A 16,828-nucleotide genomic window follows, 5' to 3' on the forward strand; every position below is an offset into this window, starting at 1 on the left:
ACATCACCTATATGTTGTCGATCGACTGGCCTTTGAATGCCACTCGAATAGAATTGTCCATACGTCTGGCAGCAAAATCTTGGGTTTGCTCATCCAGTTTTTCAATCGCGAGCTTAATCGCATCGGCATCATCGCCCGCGGCTACTTGCGCCACATTGGCCATAGTAACATCGATCTGAGCACGCTCATCGGCATTCAGCAAATCGCCATCCTTCGCTAACGCGGCATGTAAAGACTCGAGTACCCTCGCCGCCTCCACTTGCTGCTCGGCCAGCATACGACGACCAATATCGTCTTTGGCATACTTCATCGAATCTTTCAGCATAGTGGCAATTTCAGTATCCGATAAACCAAAAGATGGCTTAACTTGAATACTAGACTGTACGCCGGTGGATTTCTCCATCGCGGTCACACTGAGTAAACCATCGGCATCCACTTGGAAGGTCACCCGAATGTGCGCAGCGCCTGCAGCTAACGGCGGAATACCTTTTAAGGTAAAACGCGCTAATGAGCGGCAATCGGCAACGAGCTCACGCTCCCCCTGCACCACATGGAATGCCATGGCCGTTTGACCATCTTTAAAGGTGGTAAATTCCTGCGCCCGTGCAACCGGAATCGTGGTATTACGCGATACCACTTTTTCCACTAAGCCGCCCATGGTCTCTATGCCTAATGACAAAGGGATCACATCGAGCAATAACAAATCCGATTCGGGTTTGTTGCCCACTAAAATGTCGGCTTGAATGGCCGCACCAATGGCGACAACACGATCAGGATCGATAGATGTCAACGGTGGTTTACCGAAGAAAGCTTCGACCTGTTCACGCACTAATGGCACGCGCGTTGAACCGCCAACCATCACAGTTTCAAGCACTTCATCCGTCGTCACGCCCGCATCACGCAGGGTACGGCGACAGCTGGCAATCGTCTTTTTCACCAATGCCGCAATCATGGCATCAAATTCAGCTTTAGTAACGATTTGCGTCAGTTCAGTACCATCGGCAAGGATCACTTTTGCTTCAGTTTCTGCTGCATCCGTTAAGGCTTCTTTGACTCGACGCGATTCAATCAACAACTGACGACTTAATTGTGAGTCGATGTCGCTAAGCTGCCACACTTGTTGCATATGTGCTTGCAGTAAATGATCGAAATCATCGCCGCCAAGCGCTGAATCACCACCAGTGGCTAACACTTCGAATACACCGCGATTCAAACGCAAAATAGAAATATCGAAAGTACCGCCGCCTAAATCATAGATGGCAATAACGCCCTCTTGCTTAGAATCTAAGCCATAGGCAATCGCAGCAGCCGTCGGTTCATTCAACAAACGTAGCACTTTAACACCCAGCAAAGCTGCGGCATCTTTTGTGCCTTGGCGCTGAGCATCGTCGAAATACGCAGGCACAGTGATCACCACGCCTTGCAGTTCGCCACCTAAGGTTTTTTCAGCGCGGGCGATCAGCGGACGTAAAATCTCCGCAGACACTTGCACGGGATTCACTTGGCCTTGGGGAGTCACGAATAAAGGTAAACCGTTTTCGCTTTCGGCAAACTCGTAGGGGAATGATTGCTCGCCGGCTTTGATATCAGCCAGGCTGCGGCCCATAAAACGCTTTACCGAAACGATAGTGTTTTGCGGATCCTGCGCCGAACTCAACGCTGCAAGCGCGCCGACTTCGACTGAATCTTGGGTATAACGCACGATAGAAGGTAATGAATGCTGTCCAAGTTCGTCCGGCAGGGTTGCCGTCTCTCCACTTCGAACGGCCGCCACCAAAGAATTGGTCGTACCTAAATCTATGCCAACGGCAAGTCTATGTTGGTGCGGCGCGGCACTTTGACCGGGCTCAGCTATCTGCAAAAGGGCCATATATATCCAACTTAGTAATGCCAACCCAAGCGTACTTGAGTCAGCAAAGTAACATAAACACGGAAAATCAATCTAACAGAGCGTCTTCGACTCTGGTCAACTCGTCGTGTAATTTTGCCATAAATTTGAGTTTGCGAACTTGATCCGCCGCTAACAATGCGTCTTCAGCCTGCTCACTGGTTAATAGTTGAGTCAATTGCTGAGTGAGTTGCGCGCGGTACTGCGCAAACGATTGATATAGCTCGTCAATACTCGCTTGAGGATCGGCACTATCGCGTATATCTTCTAACGCCTCGCGCCATTCCATTTGCTGCATCAAGAAGCCAGTATCTTTCACTGTCGTGGTTTCATGGCTTAATTCAATTCCACGCAGCGACAACATATGCTCGGCGCGGCGAATGGGATCTTTTAAGGTTTGAAAACCATCATTGACTTGCGCCGTGCGCTGCACCGACAGCAATTTTTGCTGATCAGTATCATTGGCAAATTTATCGGGATGAACCGCCCGTTGCAGTTCGCGATAGCGTTCTGCAAGTAAGGCGGTATCAATATCGAAGGCAGGGGAAAATTTAAACAGCTCGAAATAATTCATGCGTCAACTTTAGCGGTTAAACAGTGAAACTCTCACCACAACCACACTCACCTTTTGCGTTAGGATTATTAAATTGGAAGCCTTCATTCAGCCCTTCTTTAACAAAATCCAGCTCGATCCCTTGAAGATAGATAAGGCTCTTGGCATCTATGATGATTTTCACATCTTCGATATCAAACACTTCATCATCATCATTTAAAGAATCAACGAACTCAAGTACATAAGCCATACCAGAACAGCCTGATGTTCTTAAGCCGAGACGCAGGCCTACACCTTTGCCTCGGTTGACTAAGAAAGATCTGACACGATCGGCTGCCGCTGGGGTCATTGTAATCGCCATCTTAACTCCAGATGTTACTTAGCTTGTTTCGATTTGTACTCGTCGATAGCAGCTTTAATGGCATCTTCAGCCAAAATTGAACAGTGGATCTTCACTGGTGGCAATGCCAATTCTTCAGCGATATCCGTGTTTTTGATCGCCGCAGCTTGTTCGATAGTCTTGCCTTTAACCCACTCAGTTACCAGTGAGCTAGACGCAATCGCGCTACCACAACCGTAGGTTTTGAACTTAGCGTCTTGAATGATGCCATCAGCACCAATTTTCAACTGAAGTTTCATCACGTCACCGCAAGCAGGCGCGCCTACCATACCGGTCACGACCGAAGGATCGTTTTTATCAAAAGAACCAACGTTACGTGGGTTCTCATAATGATCTATCACTTTTTCACTGTAAGCCATGGTACTGCTCCAAAATTATCTATTGTAAAGGTCAGAATTAATGATGTGCCCATTGAACTTGGTTCAGGTCGATCCCATCTTTAAACATTTCCCACAAAGGAGACATTTCTCTTAATTTATCAATAGATTGAGTAATAACTTCGATAGCGTGATCGATTTCTTCTTCGGTTGTGAAACGGCCGATTGAGAAACGAATCGAGCTATGTGCCATTTCATCATTTAAGCCAAGTGCACGTAATACGTAACTAGGCTCTAGGCTGGCTGAGGTACAAGCCGAACCCGATGAAACCGCTAAATCTTTCAGTGCCATCATTAACGACTCGCCTTCAACATAGTTGAAGCTGACGTTGAGGCTACCGCTAACACGGTCAATCGCATCACCATTGATATAGGTTTCTTCAATGTGCTTGATGCCATTCCATAATTTGTCACGTAATGCACCGATACGGGCATCATCAGAGGCCATTTCCGCTTTTGCGATTGCAGCCGCTTCACCTAAACCTACGATTTGATGCGTTGGTAACGTACCGCTACGCATGCCACGCTCATGACCACCACCGTGCATTTGCGCTTCTAAGCGAATGCGTGGCTTACGACGAACATATAGTGCGCCGATACCTTTAGGGCCATACATTTTGTGACCAGAAATCGAGATCAAATCCACTTTAGTGGCTTGCACATCGATAGGTACTTTGCCTGCACTTTGTGCCGCATCCATGTGGAAAATGATGCCCTTTGAACGGCATAGCTCACCGATGGCATCGATATCGTGGATAACACCGATTTCGTTGTTCACGTGCATAATGCTGACAAGGATAGTATCGTCACGCATCGCTGCTTCTAAACGTTCCATCGGAATGATGCCGTTTGCAGCAGGCTCTAAGTAAGTCACTTCGAAACCTTCACGCTCTAATTGACGACAAGTATCGAGAACCGCTTTATGTTCAGTCTTACTGGTGATGATGTGCTTACCTTTCTTGTGATAGAAATGAGCAACACCTTTTATCGCTAAGTTGTTCGATTCCGTCGCGCCAGAGGTAAACACAATTTCGCGGTGATCGGCGTTAATTAACTCGGCAACTTGGTTGCGAGCAATATCCACCGCTTCTTCGGCTTGCCAGCCGTAGCGGTGTGAACGTGAGGCCGGATTACCAAAGATGCCGTCCATTGTCATGCATTGGAACATCTTTTCCGCGACTCTAGGATCAACAGGCGTGGTGGCGGCATAATCTAAATAGATAGGAAGCTTCATAACACACTCCGTACTGAGCAGTCTCTGGTAGAGGCTACATACAACGTACAAAAATTATTTTTATATATAACAAAGTGCCGCTATAAACTGACTCTTTGTTCCTTTTGCATAGTGTCTTGCTTAAGTGAGATAAATTGCACATCTCGCTTCTGCATCAAGCCGGCAAGACTGATACCATCTAAAAAATCGGAAATTTGTTTGCTTAAATCGCCCCAAAGTGAATGGGTTAAACAGCGAGTTCCACTCTGACAATTGCCAAGTCCTTGGCAACGAGTCGCATCGACAGACTCATCTACAGCATGGACAACCATGCCGACTGAAATATCATTGGCTTCTAGACCTAAGCGATAACCACCGCCCGGTCCACGTACACTGGCAACTAAACCGTGTTTTCTTAGCTTAGCGAAGAGTTGTTCCAGATAGGAAAGCGAAATCCCTTGTCTTTCAGAGATATCCGCTAAGGGAACTGGTCCCGATGCTGAGTGTATTGCCACATCTAGCATAGCGGTTACTGCATAACGACCTTTTGATGTAAGTTTCATAACTACCATAGCTCCCGAACAGGTATGCATTATTTCAACATACCCGAGTAATTCAGTCAAGTATTAAAACCTACTAAAACACTCAAGTATATGAGTGTGCACATAACCAATACCCTTTCATCTTGGTGGGGTATTTAACCTTTTTCTAGCCTAAGATTCAATGCTAAAGCGCCAATTAATCGACATCTAGCACGATATAAACGCAGGATAAAAGTGATCTCGGTACTATGGCGCGATCAAACTCAGGTTTGATCGCAATATGCGCCTTTACAACAGGATGAGCTAAAGTAAAACGCTAAACGAAACCCTTGTGAGGGTCAGCCCTTAAGCAAGTTAGACCACTAAGTTAAATCATTTCGTTGAACCATTTCTTGAAACTTAGATACTCGGATCAAACTCATCTAATGCACTATGGCGTTTTTCCGCTGCCGCTTTTTCTGCATCATTAAACTCGCCCATATCAAGCTCTGGCAGTTTTTCGGTGCAGACATTACCACCTAGCCCTTGAATGGCTTGACACAACTCTTGAACTTTCGAGTCCATCAAATGCATATGATCCAGCATCTGCCCTATTGCATTGGCCACCGGATCGGGATTATCCGGTGATACCGCGTACGCATCGAAGCCATATTTTTTTGCCATCGCGCTGCGGCGTTCAGTTTTCTCTTTCGATTGCGGTGACGGTGTAGCCACCACGCGCCCAGGAATCCCCACAACCGTGGTATCTTTGGGCACATCTTTCACCACAACAGAATTCGAACCCACACGCGCACCATCGTGCATGGTAATAGGACCGAGGATTTTTGCCCCTGCGCCCACCACCACGTTATTGGCTAACGTCGGGTGACGTTTCCCCGCCTGCCAGGTGGTTCCACCGAGCGTGACACCGTGATAAAGGGTGCAATCATCACCAATCTCAGCCGTTTCACCTATCACAACGCCCATACCATGGTCGATAAAAAATCGATGACCTATGGTTGCCCCAGGATGGATTTCAACCCCTGTCAACCAACGGGAAAACGTCGATAAACAACGTGCCGTTAAGCGCCAATCGCGCTTCCATAGCTTATGGCTTATCCGATGCAACCAAATGGCATGCATGCCTGGATAGTTAACCAAGATCTCAAACGCGCTACGCGCCGCAGGATCACGGTGATATATAGATTCAATATCTTCTTTTAGCCTAGCTATCACGCCCATTGTTTATCCTTCGCGATTAGTGTTAATTATTAAGGTTTGGCTATTTTTCTTTAGAACCCGCCACTTTCTCAATTGACGTCAAAATACCCCTGAGGATATTCATTTCCTGACTCTCAATCCGTGCACGACTAAACAAGCGGCGAAGTTTCATCATCACTTGTCCAGGATGGTTCTTAATGATAAATCCAGTTGATAACAGTGTCGTTTCAAGGTGTGCGAAAAAACGTTCCTGATCGGCAGCCAAGGGATACTCAGTCAGCTCTTCTTCGGCAAGGTCTTTTTGCGCGAGATGGGCAACGCGGGTTTCATAACAAATGATTTGTACGGCTTGCGCCAGATTAAGCGAGCTGTACTCTGGATTTGCAGGGATAGCCACATGATAAGTGCACTGTTGCAGCTCTTCATTGCTTAAACCATGGTTTTCACGGCCAAACACAATCGCAACAGGGCCTTTAAGTGCCTCGGTCGCTAATTTCACCCCAGCTTGTCTTGGCTCTAACATGGGCCAATCTAAGGTGCGACTGCGCGCGCTGGTTGCAATCACTAGACTGCAATCGGCAATCGCTTCAGCAAGTGAATCCACTTTCACAAGATGTTTCAGAATATCCGATGCACCCGCGGCTAATGCTATGGAATGACCATCGGGTTCAACCCGGGGCTCTGCAAGATACAGAGTAGACAGACCCATAGTCTTCATCGCTCTGGCAGTAGAACCAATATTGCCGGGGTGCGAAGTCCCCACTAAAACCACTCGAATATTACTTAGCATGAAACAACTTAATTTAATTCATAAAACGTTGGGGACGAATATTATCACAGCCATTGCCGAATGCTTATATGAAAATCGGTATTTGATATAACTATCAAATCGAGTATAATACCGCCCGCTATTTTAACGTTCTTTAACATCCAGGGGATTGCAATGCATCCGATGCTGACGATTGCTGTACGCGCTGCCCGCGCGGCCGGCCAAACTATTATGCGCGCCTATACTGAACTTGACCGTATCGAAGTCAGTTCAAAAGGTATCAACGATTTTGTTACCAGTGTAGACAAGGAAGCAGAAGCGACAATTACTTACCAAATTCGTAAATCTTACCCTGATCACACTATCGTGGGTGAAGAGAAAGGCGAAAACCGCGGTGAGAATAAAGACTATGTTTGGATAGTCGACCCTCTGGATGGCACTAACAACTTTGTTAGAGGCATTCCCCACTTCGCGGTTTCTATCGCTCTGCAATATAAAGGCAAGACTGAAGTTGCCGTTGTTTACGATCCTGTCCGTGAAGAACTCTTTACCGCTGTACGTGGTAAAGGCGCCAAACTCAATGATTTCCGTCTGCGTGTTACCAACGTGAATGAATTAGCGCCTACCATGATTGGTACTGGCTTCCCATTCAAGGCGCGTCAACACACTGAAACTTACATGGCTATTTTCGGCGAAGTCTTCGGCCAATGTGCTGACTTACGTCGCGCAGGTTCTGCCGCATTAGATTTAGCCTATGTTGCCGCGGGTCGTTTGGACGGTTTCTTTGAAATCGGCTTAAAGCCATGGGACATCGCTGCTGGCGATCTGATTTGCCGCGAAGCAGGCGGTACAGTGACTGATTTTACTGGCAACCATAACTATTTGGTTTCGGGCAACATAGTTGCTGGCTCACCTAAGGTGACCACAGAATTAGTGAAGATCATGCGTCCATTATTGAACGAAGGCTTGAAACGTTAATCGAGATTAACGCTTAGCTTTAAATAAACGCATAAAATAGATACAAAAAAGGCCAGTGGTAATCTCTTTAAGAGCGCCCACTGGCCTTTTTGTTTATGTGGCTTTCATTCTAAAGCCTTAAGTACTCGAGTCATCAAGTCCTCAGTCGCCACAATATCGTATTTAGAAATAGTATAGTAATTAAGCAATAGTCATTGGGAAGAAAGGAGTGCCCTGAAAACATCTGCACTGATTTCAGCCCAAATCGGCTAACAGGACAAACAGCCACTTATCCAGTTATCTACCCGCTAACGCTTGTGCTGGTGCAATTTGGCTCGCCTTCCAAGCGGGATACAAAGTCGCGATTAAACTCATCATAAACGCCATCACAATCACCAGTACTGCATCCGAAACATGCAACTCAGACGGTAAAAAATCGACAAAGTAAACATCGGCCGAGAGCAGCTGAATACCGAGTAACTGCTCAACTGAGCTCGCAATCGCACTTAAATTCAGCGCCACACTCACGCCGATAATGCCGCCAAGACCACAGCCAAGCAGACCATTTAACGCGCCCTGCACCATGAAAATCCCCATCACAGCCAAACGACTCAGGCCCATGGTCATCAAAATCGCAATTTCGGACGCTTTATCCCGCACCGCCATGACTAAGGTGGAGACGATGTTAAAGCAGGCCACACCAATCACCAACACTAGAACTAAATACATCACAGTACGAACTAACTGAATATCTTGATATAAATGCCCTTGGGTACGGGTCCAGTCACTGATATACACAGACTGCTTTTGCGCATAACCGAGTTCGCGCACTTTTACTGGTGCATCAAACACTTTATCGACGCTAATACGCACACCCGTTACACCGTTATTCATGTTCAAGATCTGCGCCGCGTATTGCAATGGAATATAAGCGGTTGTCAGTTCAAGCTCGCCGCCCAGATGATAGGTGCCTGACACCACAAAACGATGGCTCTTCGCCGCACGTAAACTGCCTGCCGCGTCGGGATCGATATCCTGCACATATAAGGCCAGCGTATCACCCACCTCAAGCCCCAACTTAGTCAATAAGCTCTCGCCAAGGACGATATGATTCTCATCTTGGCTCAAACTCTGCCAGCTTACATCACTCATAAACTGTGACAAAGTTGAAACCTTCGTTTCTTCTTTCGGATCAATCCCCACCACAGCTAAGCCTTGAAAACCACCAGGCTTCTGCACTAAACCTTGCATGCGAATAAAGGGGGCTGCACCACGAATACCTTCAATTTGTAGCGCACCTTGCGCAACACTCTGCCAATTGACGATAGGTTCGTCCACCCCGACAATGTCCGCCTGCGGCACTACACCCAGTAATCTTTGCTCTAGCTCGCGCTCAAAACCATTCATTGCAGACAGAACTATGATCAATACCGCCACACCTAAAGCGATACCGGCAGTCGATGCAAAGGAAATAAAACTAATAAAACTGTTGGATTGGCGGGCGCGATAAAAACGCCAACCAATGGATAGGGCTAACGGTCCTTTCATACTTGGGTTTCCGCCGCTAATTGCAAGTAACCGTTTTTCATCATCAGTTGACGGTCCATACGGGCAGCCAATTTATGATCATGAGTCACCACCACAAACGCCGTACCTAACTGATCGGCCAGCTCGCGGATCAACTCATAAACCGCATCGCCACTGTTAGCATCTAAATTACCCGTAGGTTCATCGGCCAGCACTAACTTAGGTTTATTAATCAACGCCCTTGCGATAGCGACACGCTGACGTTCGCCGCCCGATAATTCGGCGGGGATGTGAGTCATGCGATGGCCTAGCCCTACCCGCTCCAATAAGACTTTGGCATCGGCGAGTGCATGTTTACGGTCTTTACCTTGAATAAATGCCGGCATAGCGACATTTTCTAGCGCAGTGAATTCAGGCAATAAATGATGGAATTGATAGATAAAGCCGAGATCTTGATTGCGGATCTGCGCTTGGCGCGCACTAGACACTTGGTATAAATCTTCGCCTAGCAACAAGACTTTGCCCACGGTTGGCTCATCCAAAGTCCCCATAATATGCAGCAGTGTGCTCTTACCTGAGCCTGAGCTGCCGACAATCGCCAACTGCTCGCCCTTAAACACCTGCAAATCGACATTAGACAACACTTGCGTGGTCACGGCGCCATCATGGTAACTCTTACTGACACTCTGCACTTGCAGTAACACGTCTTGCATTGAAGTTCTCTCTTAAACATGCTTTGGCACCGATTTATTTCATTAAATCAATGCATTAAATTATTTTCATCTTGGCAAGCATCACTCACGGATGAATGCCCATGGGTGACGACTATTCGTAAAAGCTCACGGGGTTACTCGTATCTCAACGCAGTTGCAGGTTGCACACTGGCCGCACGCAGCGCGGGATATAAGGTCGCCAACAAGGTGACCAATAGTGTGCCTATCACGATCACTGACAACTGCATCAACTCCAATTTTACTGGCAAACTCTGTCCTGCACCTAAAATCGAAATGCCTAATGTCGTCATAATGCCATTCAGATTCAAAGTGATAAGTATACCTACCGCGAGCCCAAGCACTAAACCAAGTACTGCATTGAGCGAACCCTGCACCACAAAAATGCCCATCACGGCGGGCGTGGTTACGCCTTGGGTTTTTAGCACTGCCACATCCGTGGTTTTATCGACCACCATCATCACCAGCGCCGAGACGATATTGAATGCGGCCACGGCCACAATCAGGCTCAGCATCAGTGACATCATGTTCTTTTCCATTTTTACCGCACCAAACAAGTGACCATAGGTATCACGCCAATCGCTGGTTGTTACCTTAATATCTTGTTTAGCGAGAACATCCTGCACTTTAGACGCTAAAGCGGGCGCGCTAAAGGGATCGGTTAAATAGAGTCTAAGCTGATCAATAGCCTCACTCGGTTGGCGCATCAAACGCTTTGCATCTTGATAATGGATATATGCAACGCCAGCATCAACCTGAGAGCCCATTTCAAAAATGCCAGATACCAAGAACTTACGTTGACTCGGCACAGGGCCTAATGGGGAGTACACCACACCATCACCACTCAATAATCGTACCGTATCACCGGGAGCGACTTTGAGTTGCCGTGCGAGCTCAGATCCTAAAATCACCTTGAAGTCGCCACTCGCCAACTGTTCAAATGCACCTGAGTAAGTGTGCTGCGCAACGGAGGATAACTTTTGCGCTAATTCGGGAAACACCCCATAAACCTGCACAGCGCGAATATTCGACGCAGATTGCACCATGGCCTGCGTCGATACGCTCGGTGTAACGCCTAACACGCCCGGTAAGGCTTTAAGCGCACTCGCCTGCTTTGTCCAATCGACTAATGGCGCTTCGCTATAAAGGGTTAATTGTGGCACTGCCCCTAAGATACGTTGCTTAAGTTGGCCTTCAAGGCCATTCATCACTGAACTGACAACGATCAGGGCTGCAACGCCTAAAAAAATGCCCGAAACGGCAAATAAGGTAATGAACGACGCGAACGCGTTCGCTTTTTTGGCCCGCCAATAACGGTAACCAATATAGAAAGGGAATCCTGGATTCATTGAAAGAGGGTTACGTCCTGTGTGCTGAACTTGCTAAATCATGAAGATGGGCACGATAATAGGGGTATTGGTCCTATAAATAAAGAGGCAAGCCTTGTTCACTGACACCAATCCGTATTTTAGTGTGCCTCACCACTTTACCGCCTACCTAAGCCAATGGCCGAGTTCCCAGCCATTACCCTCAGAAATGGCATTGAGATCAATGCAATCATTAGGCATTCAATTGCTCAGCGAAGTCAAAACACTCGAAGCTAACTGCTTGCTACAGCTGCGCCATTTAGATAACGAGGCAAAAGTTGTCGTGGATTTTTTAAAGCTGCAATCCCGCAAAGTAGATCTAGTGCTGCAACATGTATTAGAGAAAGAAACCCAAGAGGGCGAAAAATGCTTTGGTAACCAATTTGGTGGCAGTGGCCTGAGATTACTCACCCCAACAGCCTTAGACATTGGCTCCCACTATAAAATAACTCTGTTTATTCACGACGAATTAGTTGCCATTCTCTGTTTTGGCAAAGTCATCGCCACTCAAGCACAAAAAATAGCACAAGCCGCAGGCGATATGAGTAGTAATGACAGTACAGAGCAACATACTCAACCTGAACATCTACAATGGCAAACCGACTTTGAATTCAGTCAAATTCTTGAATCTGACGTGGAGCAATTAGTCAAAGCCAGCCTCAATGTGCAACAGAAACAACTCAAGTTACGCAAACTCGCCAGAGACGAGCGTCAATAGCCGCTGACTTTTCTCTGGCACCTACGCCATCAAGTCTCTACAATGTCTGCAACTCTTTGTGAATGAATCAGTTTATCGTACGCCAATGACTCACATATCAGCCCTAACGCCGCCAGCCGTCAAAAATGGCACTCAAATTCAGACTCTGTCCACCGTGGGCGGCGTTTGCCAAGCCGTTACACTCGCCAATTTAGCGCGTCAACATAAGGGAACGACCTTAGTCGTCACCAGTGACACGCCAAGTGCCTTAAGCTTAGAGTTAGAGCTGAGTTATTTGCTCAGTAAAACAGGCATTAAGGTCAGATTATTCCCTGACCGCGAAACCTTGCCCTACGACAGTTTTTCGCCCCATCAGGATTTAATCTCCCAGCGACTCGAAACGCTATCGCAGCTGTCTCAGATTGAGCAAAATATCGTTATCGTGCCCGTCACCACCTTGATGATACGCCTGCCGCCTAAGGCCTATTTAAGCGCCAACGTGTTTGTGCTCAAAAAGGGGGATAGCTACAAGTTACACGATGTACGCCAGCATTTAACCGACACTGGCTACCATTCGGTGGAGCAAGTGTATGAACATGGCGAGTTTGCCATTCGCGGTTCGATTCTGGATATCTTCCCAACGGGGATGAATATGCCACTGCGCATCGAGCTATTCGATGAAGAAGTGGAAACCATTCGCCATTTTGATCCAGAAACACAACGCTCATTGCAACCTGTTGACTCGATTCGCCTATTGCCCGCGAAGGAATTCCCAACAGACAGTTCGGCCATAGAAGGGTTTAGGCAAAGATACCGACGCCGTTTCGAGGTCATAGTCAAAGAGCCAGAATCGGTTTATCAGCTAGTGAGCCGTAATTTGATGCCGGCGGGGATCGAAAACTATCTACCGCTGTTTTTTGATGACACCGCCACCCTATTCGATTACTTGCCCAAGGACACTCAACTCGTCACCTTAGGCGATATCGAAAAGTCGGCGCGCGCCCATCTGCAAGAAGTCGAACATCGCTATCAAGACAGACGCGTCGATCCGCTGCGGCCATTACTGGCGCCTAAAGAGCTGTATTTACTCATAGAAGAGTTATTTGCCGCCTTTAAACCGCTGTCACGTTATCAAATGCAAGTGCCAACAGATGGCACTGAAACAACGAAAGTGGTTGTTATTGCCGCCAGCACCCTGCCCGACATCAGCGCCAATCATAAATTAAAGCAACCGCTGCTAGCGCTGCAAGATTATGCCGGCAGCGCCAAACGCATGTTGTTTAGCGCCGAGTCCGAGGGTCGCCGTGAAGCGCTGCTTGAATTGCTCGCTAAAATTCAGTTAAAACCTGCACTGTTTAACCATTTTGATGAATTTATTCAAAGTGATGCCAAGTTAGGTCTTATCGTGTCGCCGCTGTCACGCGGTTGTTTACTGCAAATCAGCGCCAAAGAAAGTATCAGTATCATTTGTGAGACTGAACTCTTCGGCCATCGTATTTCCCAGCAACGTCGCCGTGAGAAACAGCGTCAGATCAGTAATGATGCCCTGATTAAAAACTTGGCCGAACTCAAAGTTGGCCAGCCCATAGTGCATTTAGAACACGGCGTTGCACTTTATAGGGGCTTAGTCACCCTAGATACGGGTGGACTGGTCGCAGAATACTTGCAATTAGAATACGCTGGCGGTGACAAACTGTATGTGCCAGTGTCTTCATTGCATCTCATCAGCCGTTACAGTGTTGGCGCCGATGAAGACGCCCACTTAAATAAACTCGGCAACGAGACGTGGGCTAAAGCCAAGAAAAAGGCGATTGAAAAAATCCGCGACGTCGCAGCCGAGCTGCTCGATGTCTATGCCCGTCGCCAAGCGCGTCCTGGCGAAAGCTGCGCAATTGACGAAGAAGAATACGCTCAATTCGCCCGCGGCTTCCCCTTCGAAGAAACCGTCGATCAAGAAAGCGCCATCATTGCCGTGTTAGCCGATATGCAATCGCCGACCGCAATGGACAGATTAGTCTGTGGCGATGTGGGCTTTGGTAAAACCGAAGTCGCTATGCGCGCCGCCTTTGTGGCCGTCAACGCTGGTAAACAAGTGGTCGTGCTAGTTCCGACCACATTGCTTGCCCAGCAACACTATGAAAACTTTAAAGACAGATTTGCCGACTGGCCCGTGGTTACTGAAGTGATGTCACGCTTTCGTACCGCCAAAGAGCAGACTCAAGTGCTGCAGCAATTGGAAGAAGGCAAAGTCGATATCGTTATAGGTACCCACAAGCTACTGCAATCTGAGGCCAAGTTTGAAAACTTAGGCCTATTGATTATCGACGAGGAACACAGATTTGGTGTGCGTCAGAAAGAGAAAATCAAAGCGCTGCGCGCTAACGTGGATATCTTAACCCTGACCGCAACGCCTATTCCGCGCACCTTAAACATGGCCATGTCGGGTATGCGCGATTTATCAATTATCGCCACCCCGCCCGCCAAACGTTTAGCGGTGAAAACCTTTGTGCGAGAATCGGATCCCGCGACTGTGCGCGAAGCCATTTTGCGGGAAATTCTCCGTGGCGGCCAAGTGTATTACCTGCACAATAATGTTGAAAGTATTGAGAAATGTGCCCAAGGCATTATCGATTTATTGCCTGAAGCGCGAGTCGTCGTTGCCCACGGTCAAATGCGTGAGCGCGATCTAGAACGGGTAATGTCAGACTTTTACCATCAAAGATTCAACGTGTTAGTCTGTACCACTATTATTGAAACCGGTATCGACGTCCCAAGTGCCAACACCATTATTATTGAGCGCGCCGACACCTTTGGTCTTGCGCAGTTACACCAATTGCGTGGCCGCGTCGGGCGTTCGCACCACCAGGCCTACGCTTATTTGATGACGCCGCATCCCAAACGTATGACCCCAGATGCGCGCAAACGTTTAGAAGCTATTGATGCTCTTGAAGATCTCGGTGCGGGCTTTATGCTGGCGACCCAAGATTTAGAGATCCGCGGCGCAGGTGAACTTTTGGGCGATGAACAGAGTGGCCATATTTCGAAAATTGGTTTTAGCTTGTACATGGAAATGCTCGAAGCGGCAGTAAAAGCCTTAAAACAAGGCAAAGAACCGTCACTGGCGCAAATGCTCAATCAGCAATGCGAAATTGAACTGCGTATCCCCGCCCTACTACCTGAAGCTTATGTGAGCGACGTAAATATTCGTCTGTCGCTCTATAAACGCATCGCAGGGTGCGAAACACAGGCGGCGCTGGATGAGTTAAAAGTCGAATTAATCGACCGTTTTGGCTTATTACCTGAACCGACGCGTAACTTAATGGAAATGACCCTCTATAAACATGAGGCGACTCGCTTAGGTGCGACTAAAATAGAAGTGCACAGTAAAGGTGGCAGCATCGAATTTAGTGATGATCATGTCATAGATCCTGTGTTTATTATTGGATTACTCCAAAGCCAGCCACAAATCTATCGAATGGAAGGACCGAATAAGTTAAAGTTCAGCCTTGCAGCCGAAACCAGTAAAGACAGGCTCGCTTTAGTGAAACTCTTGCTAGAACAATTATCGCAACATCGTCTTGGAGATAAATAGTGTTACGTAAACTCGCGGTCTCTATCGCTACACTCATTGCACTATCACACAGTCAGGTCGTCCAAGCAGAAGCTTGGTTCGAGGTTGAAGTGTATGTGTTTGAACGCCAAAGTCAGTCAAGTGAACAATGGCCTGATGCGCCGAACAAGACGAAAACCGATAACGCAATAGACTTAATCTCCCCCGCTATCGCGCAAGCAATCACGCCGATACCCAGCGCATCTGCGCCTTGCACACTGGTATTTGATGCCGATGCAAATAGCCACTGCGCTGAAACCTTAAACGGTACCTCGACGTCAGAACCTATGCCTGCCGCGCCTGCGAGTGTGGAATATCGTTACCCGCCGGTGATCCCATCAGAAATCAGCAGCGCACAGATCAGTTATCCTACAGCCAATGGCAACCCAGTATTGTTAACCCGCAGCCAAAGTCAGTTCGCGAGCATTATCAATAGCATATCCCGCGAACGTGGCACGCGCAGTTTACTGCACATGGCTTGGCAACAACCTATGCGTGGTAAGAGTGGCTCAGTACCCATACGCTTATTTGCGGGTAAAGATTTCTCAGGTACTTATCACTTCGATGGCAGAAAAATCATTAAGCAAGCTCAAGCAGAGCCTATGACTAATGCCGATGGCACACCAATGCTTGCACCTGCTGTATCACCGGTATGGGAATTAGATGGCACACTGAATATCTATTTAAGCCACTATTTGTATATTGAAACCGCATTGCACTTGCGCAAAGAAGGCAGAAAATTAATGCCAGCCGTACCCAGTGATGCGGCCGATACCAGCGCAACACTCACGGCGCCCAAAGTCATGACACCATTTTTAATGTCTGTGCCTTTGGAGCAAAACCGCCGCGTGAAGAGTGAAGAAATCCATTATTTAGATCATCCCGAAATGGGCATGGTGATCCAAATCCGCAAGATGGCGCAACCCAGTGCAATGCAAAATAATCAGAATGCCGAATCAATACAGACTGTTGGCCAATACTGAACAAACGCACAACC

The 16,828-nt window shown here is 47.6% G+C and carries 15 protein-coding genes; 4 read left to right on the forward strand and 11 right to left on the reverse strand.

Translation table 11 applies throughout. The features are described 5' to 3' along the window. Window positions 1-7: 7 nt before the first annotated feature. The 8 genes from hscA to trmJ form a co-directional block, all read right to left on the reverse strand. Window positions 8-1,870, reverse strand: a complete 1,863-nt coding sequence (hscA, locus tag KO531_RS14875; protein ID WP_219251560.1) for a Fe-S protein assembly chaperone HscA — start codon at window positions 1,868-1,870, stop codon at window positions 8-10. A 67-nt stretch (window positions 1,871-1,937) separates the two neighbouring features. After that, window positions 1,938-2,462 (reverse strand): co-chaperone HscB, encoded by a 525-nt coding sequence (gene hscB, locus KO531_RS14880; protein WP_113940596.1) that lies wholly within the window; start codon window positions 2,460-2,462, stop codon window positions 1,938-1,940. A gap of 16 nt (window positions 2,463-2,478) precedes the next feature. Continuing rightward, the gene (gene iscA / locus KO531_RS14885; RefSeq protein WP_006081855.1) at window positions 2,479-2,802 is read right to left on the reverse strand and encodes an iron-sulfur cluster assembly protein IscA; all 324 of its coding nucleotides are present in this window, start codon (window positions 2,800-2,802) and stop codon (window positions 2,479-2,481) included. 14 nt (window positions 2,803-2,816) lie between these two features. Continuing rightward, window positions 2,817-3,200 carry a Fe-S cluster assembly scaffold IscU gene (gene iscU, locus KO531_RS14890; RefSeq protein ID WP_006081856.1) on the reverse strand — a complete coding sequence of 128 codons (384 nt, stop codon included), beginning with the start codon at window positions 3,198-3,200 and terminating at the stop codon, window positions 2,817-2,819. 37 nt (window positions 3,201-3,237) lie between these two features. Continuing rightward, entirely contained in the window at window positions 3,238-4,452 is a 1,215-nt protein-coding gene (locus tag KO531_RS14895; protein WP_028759818.1) for an IscS subfamily cysteine desulfurase, read from the reverse strand. Window positions 4,453-4,532: 80 nt separating this feature from the next. Continuing rightward, window positions 4,533-4,994: a Fe-S cluster assembly transcriptional regulator IscR gene (gene iscR, locus KO531_RS14900; RefSeq protein ID WP_006081858.1), complete on the reverse strand. Its 462-nt coding sequence runs from the start codon at window positions 4,992-4,994 to the stop codon at window positions 4,533-4,535. 378 nt (window positions 4,995-5,372) lie between these two features. Next, a complete protein-coding gene (gene cysE, locus KO531_RS14905) occupies window positions 5,373-6,194 on the reverse strand; it encodes a serine O-acetyltransferase (protein WP_028759817.1) in 822 nt (273 codons plus the stop codon). Window positions 6,195-6,234: 40 nt separating this feature from the next. After that, entirely contained in the window at window positions 6,235-6,963 is a 729-nt protein-coding gene (gene trmJ, locus KO531_RS14910) for a tRNA (cytosine(32)/uridine(32)-2'-O)-methyltransferase TrmJ (RefSeq protein ID WP_219251561.1), read from the reverse strand. Window positions 6,964-7,116: 153 nt separating this feature from the next. Between trmJ and suhB the strand changes: the two genes are divergently transcribed. Continuing rightward, window positions 7,117-7,920 (forward strand): inositol-1-monophosphatase, encoded by an 804-nt coding sequence (gene suhB, locus KO531_RS14915; protein ID WP_028759815.1) that lies wholly within the window; start codon window positions 7,117-7,119, stop codon window positions 7,918-7,920. Window positions 7,921-8,196: 276 nt separating this feature from the next. Here suhB and lolE read toward each other — a convergent pair whose 3' ends face one another. The 3 genes from lolE to KO531_RS14930 all read right to left on the reverse strand — a co-directional run bounded on the left by lolE (window position 8,197) and on the right by KO531_RS14930 (window position 11,506). Then, window positions 8,197-9,447 carry a lipoprotein-releasing ABC transporter permease subunit LolE gene (lolE, locus tag KO531_RS14920; RefSeq protein ID WP_219251562.1) on the reverse strand — a complete coding sequence of 417 codons (1,251 nt, stop codon included), beginning with the start codon at window positions 9,445-9,447 and terminating at the stop codon, window positions 8,197-8,199. Continuing rightward, the gene (gene lolD, locus KO531_RS14925) at window positions 9,444-10,139 is read right to left on the reverse strand and encodes a lipoprotein-releasing ABC transporter ATP-binding protein LolD (RefSeq protein WP_131524486.1); all 696 of its coding nucleotides are present in this window, start codon (window positions 10,137-10,139) and stop codon (window positions 9,444-9,446) included. The genes lolE and lolD overlap by 4 nt, the downstream gene beginning before the upstream one ends. A 134-nt stretch (window positions 10,140-10,273) precedes the next feature. Then, entirely contained in the window at window positions 10,274-11,506 is a 1,233-nt protein-coding gene (locus tag KO531_RS14930; protein ID WP_028759812.1) for a lipoprotein-releasing ABC transporter permease subunit, read from the reverse strand. A 94-nt stretch (window positions 11,507-11,600) separates the two neighbouring features. Between KO531_RS14930 and KO531_RS14935 the strand changes: the two genes are divergently transcribed. From KO531_RS14935 to KO531_RS14945, 3 genes are all read left to right on the forward strand, one after another. Continuing rightward, complete coding sequence (locus KO531_RS14935) at window positions 11,601-12,242, forward strand: hypothetical protein (RefSeq protein WP_219251563.1); 642 nt, start codon at window positions 11,601-11,603, stop codon at window positions 12,240-12,242. 85 nt (window positions 12,243-12,327) lie between these two features. Beyond that, window positions 12,328-15,813 carry a transcription-repair coupling factor gene (gene mfd, locus KO531_RS14940; protein ID WP_219251606.1) on the forward strand — a complete coding sequence of 1,162 codons (3,486 nt, stop codon included), beginning with the start codon at window positions 12,328-12,330 and terminating at the stop codon, window positions 15,811-15,813. After that, complete coding sequence (locus tag KO531_RS14945) at window positions 15,813-16,814, forward strand: peptidoglycan binding protein CsiV (RefSeq protein WP_173244633.1); 1,002 nt, start codon at window positions 15,813-15,815, stop codon at window positions 16,812-16,814. Before mfd ends, KO531_RS14945 begins: the two co-directional genes overlap by 1 nt. The last annotated feature ends 14 nt before the right edge of the window (window positions 16,815-16,828 follow it).

Origin of the sequence: Shewanella sp. NKUCC06_TVS, from assembly GCF_019345515.1 — a bacterium.
GTDB classification, from domain to species: Bacteria; Pseudomonadota; Gammaproteobacteria; order Enterobacterales; family Shewanellaceae; genus Shewanella; species Shewanella oncorhynchi.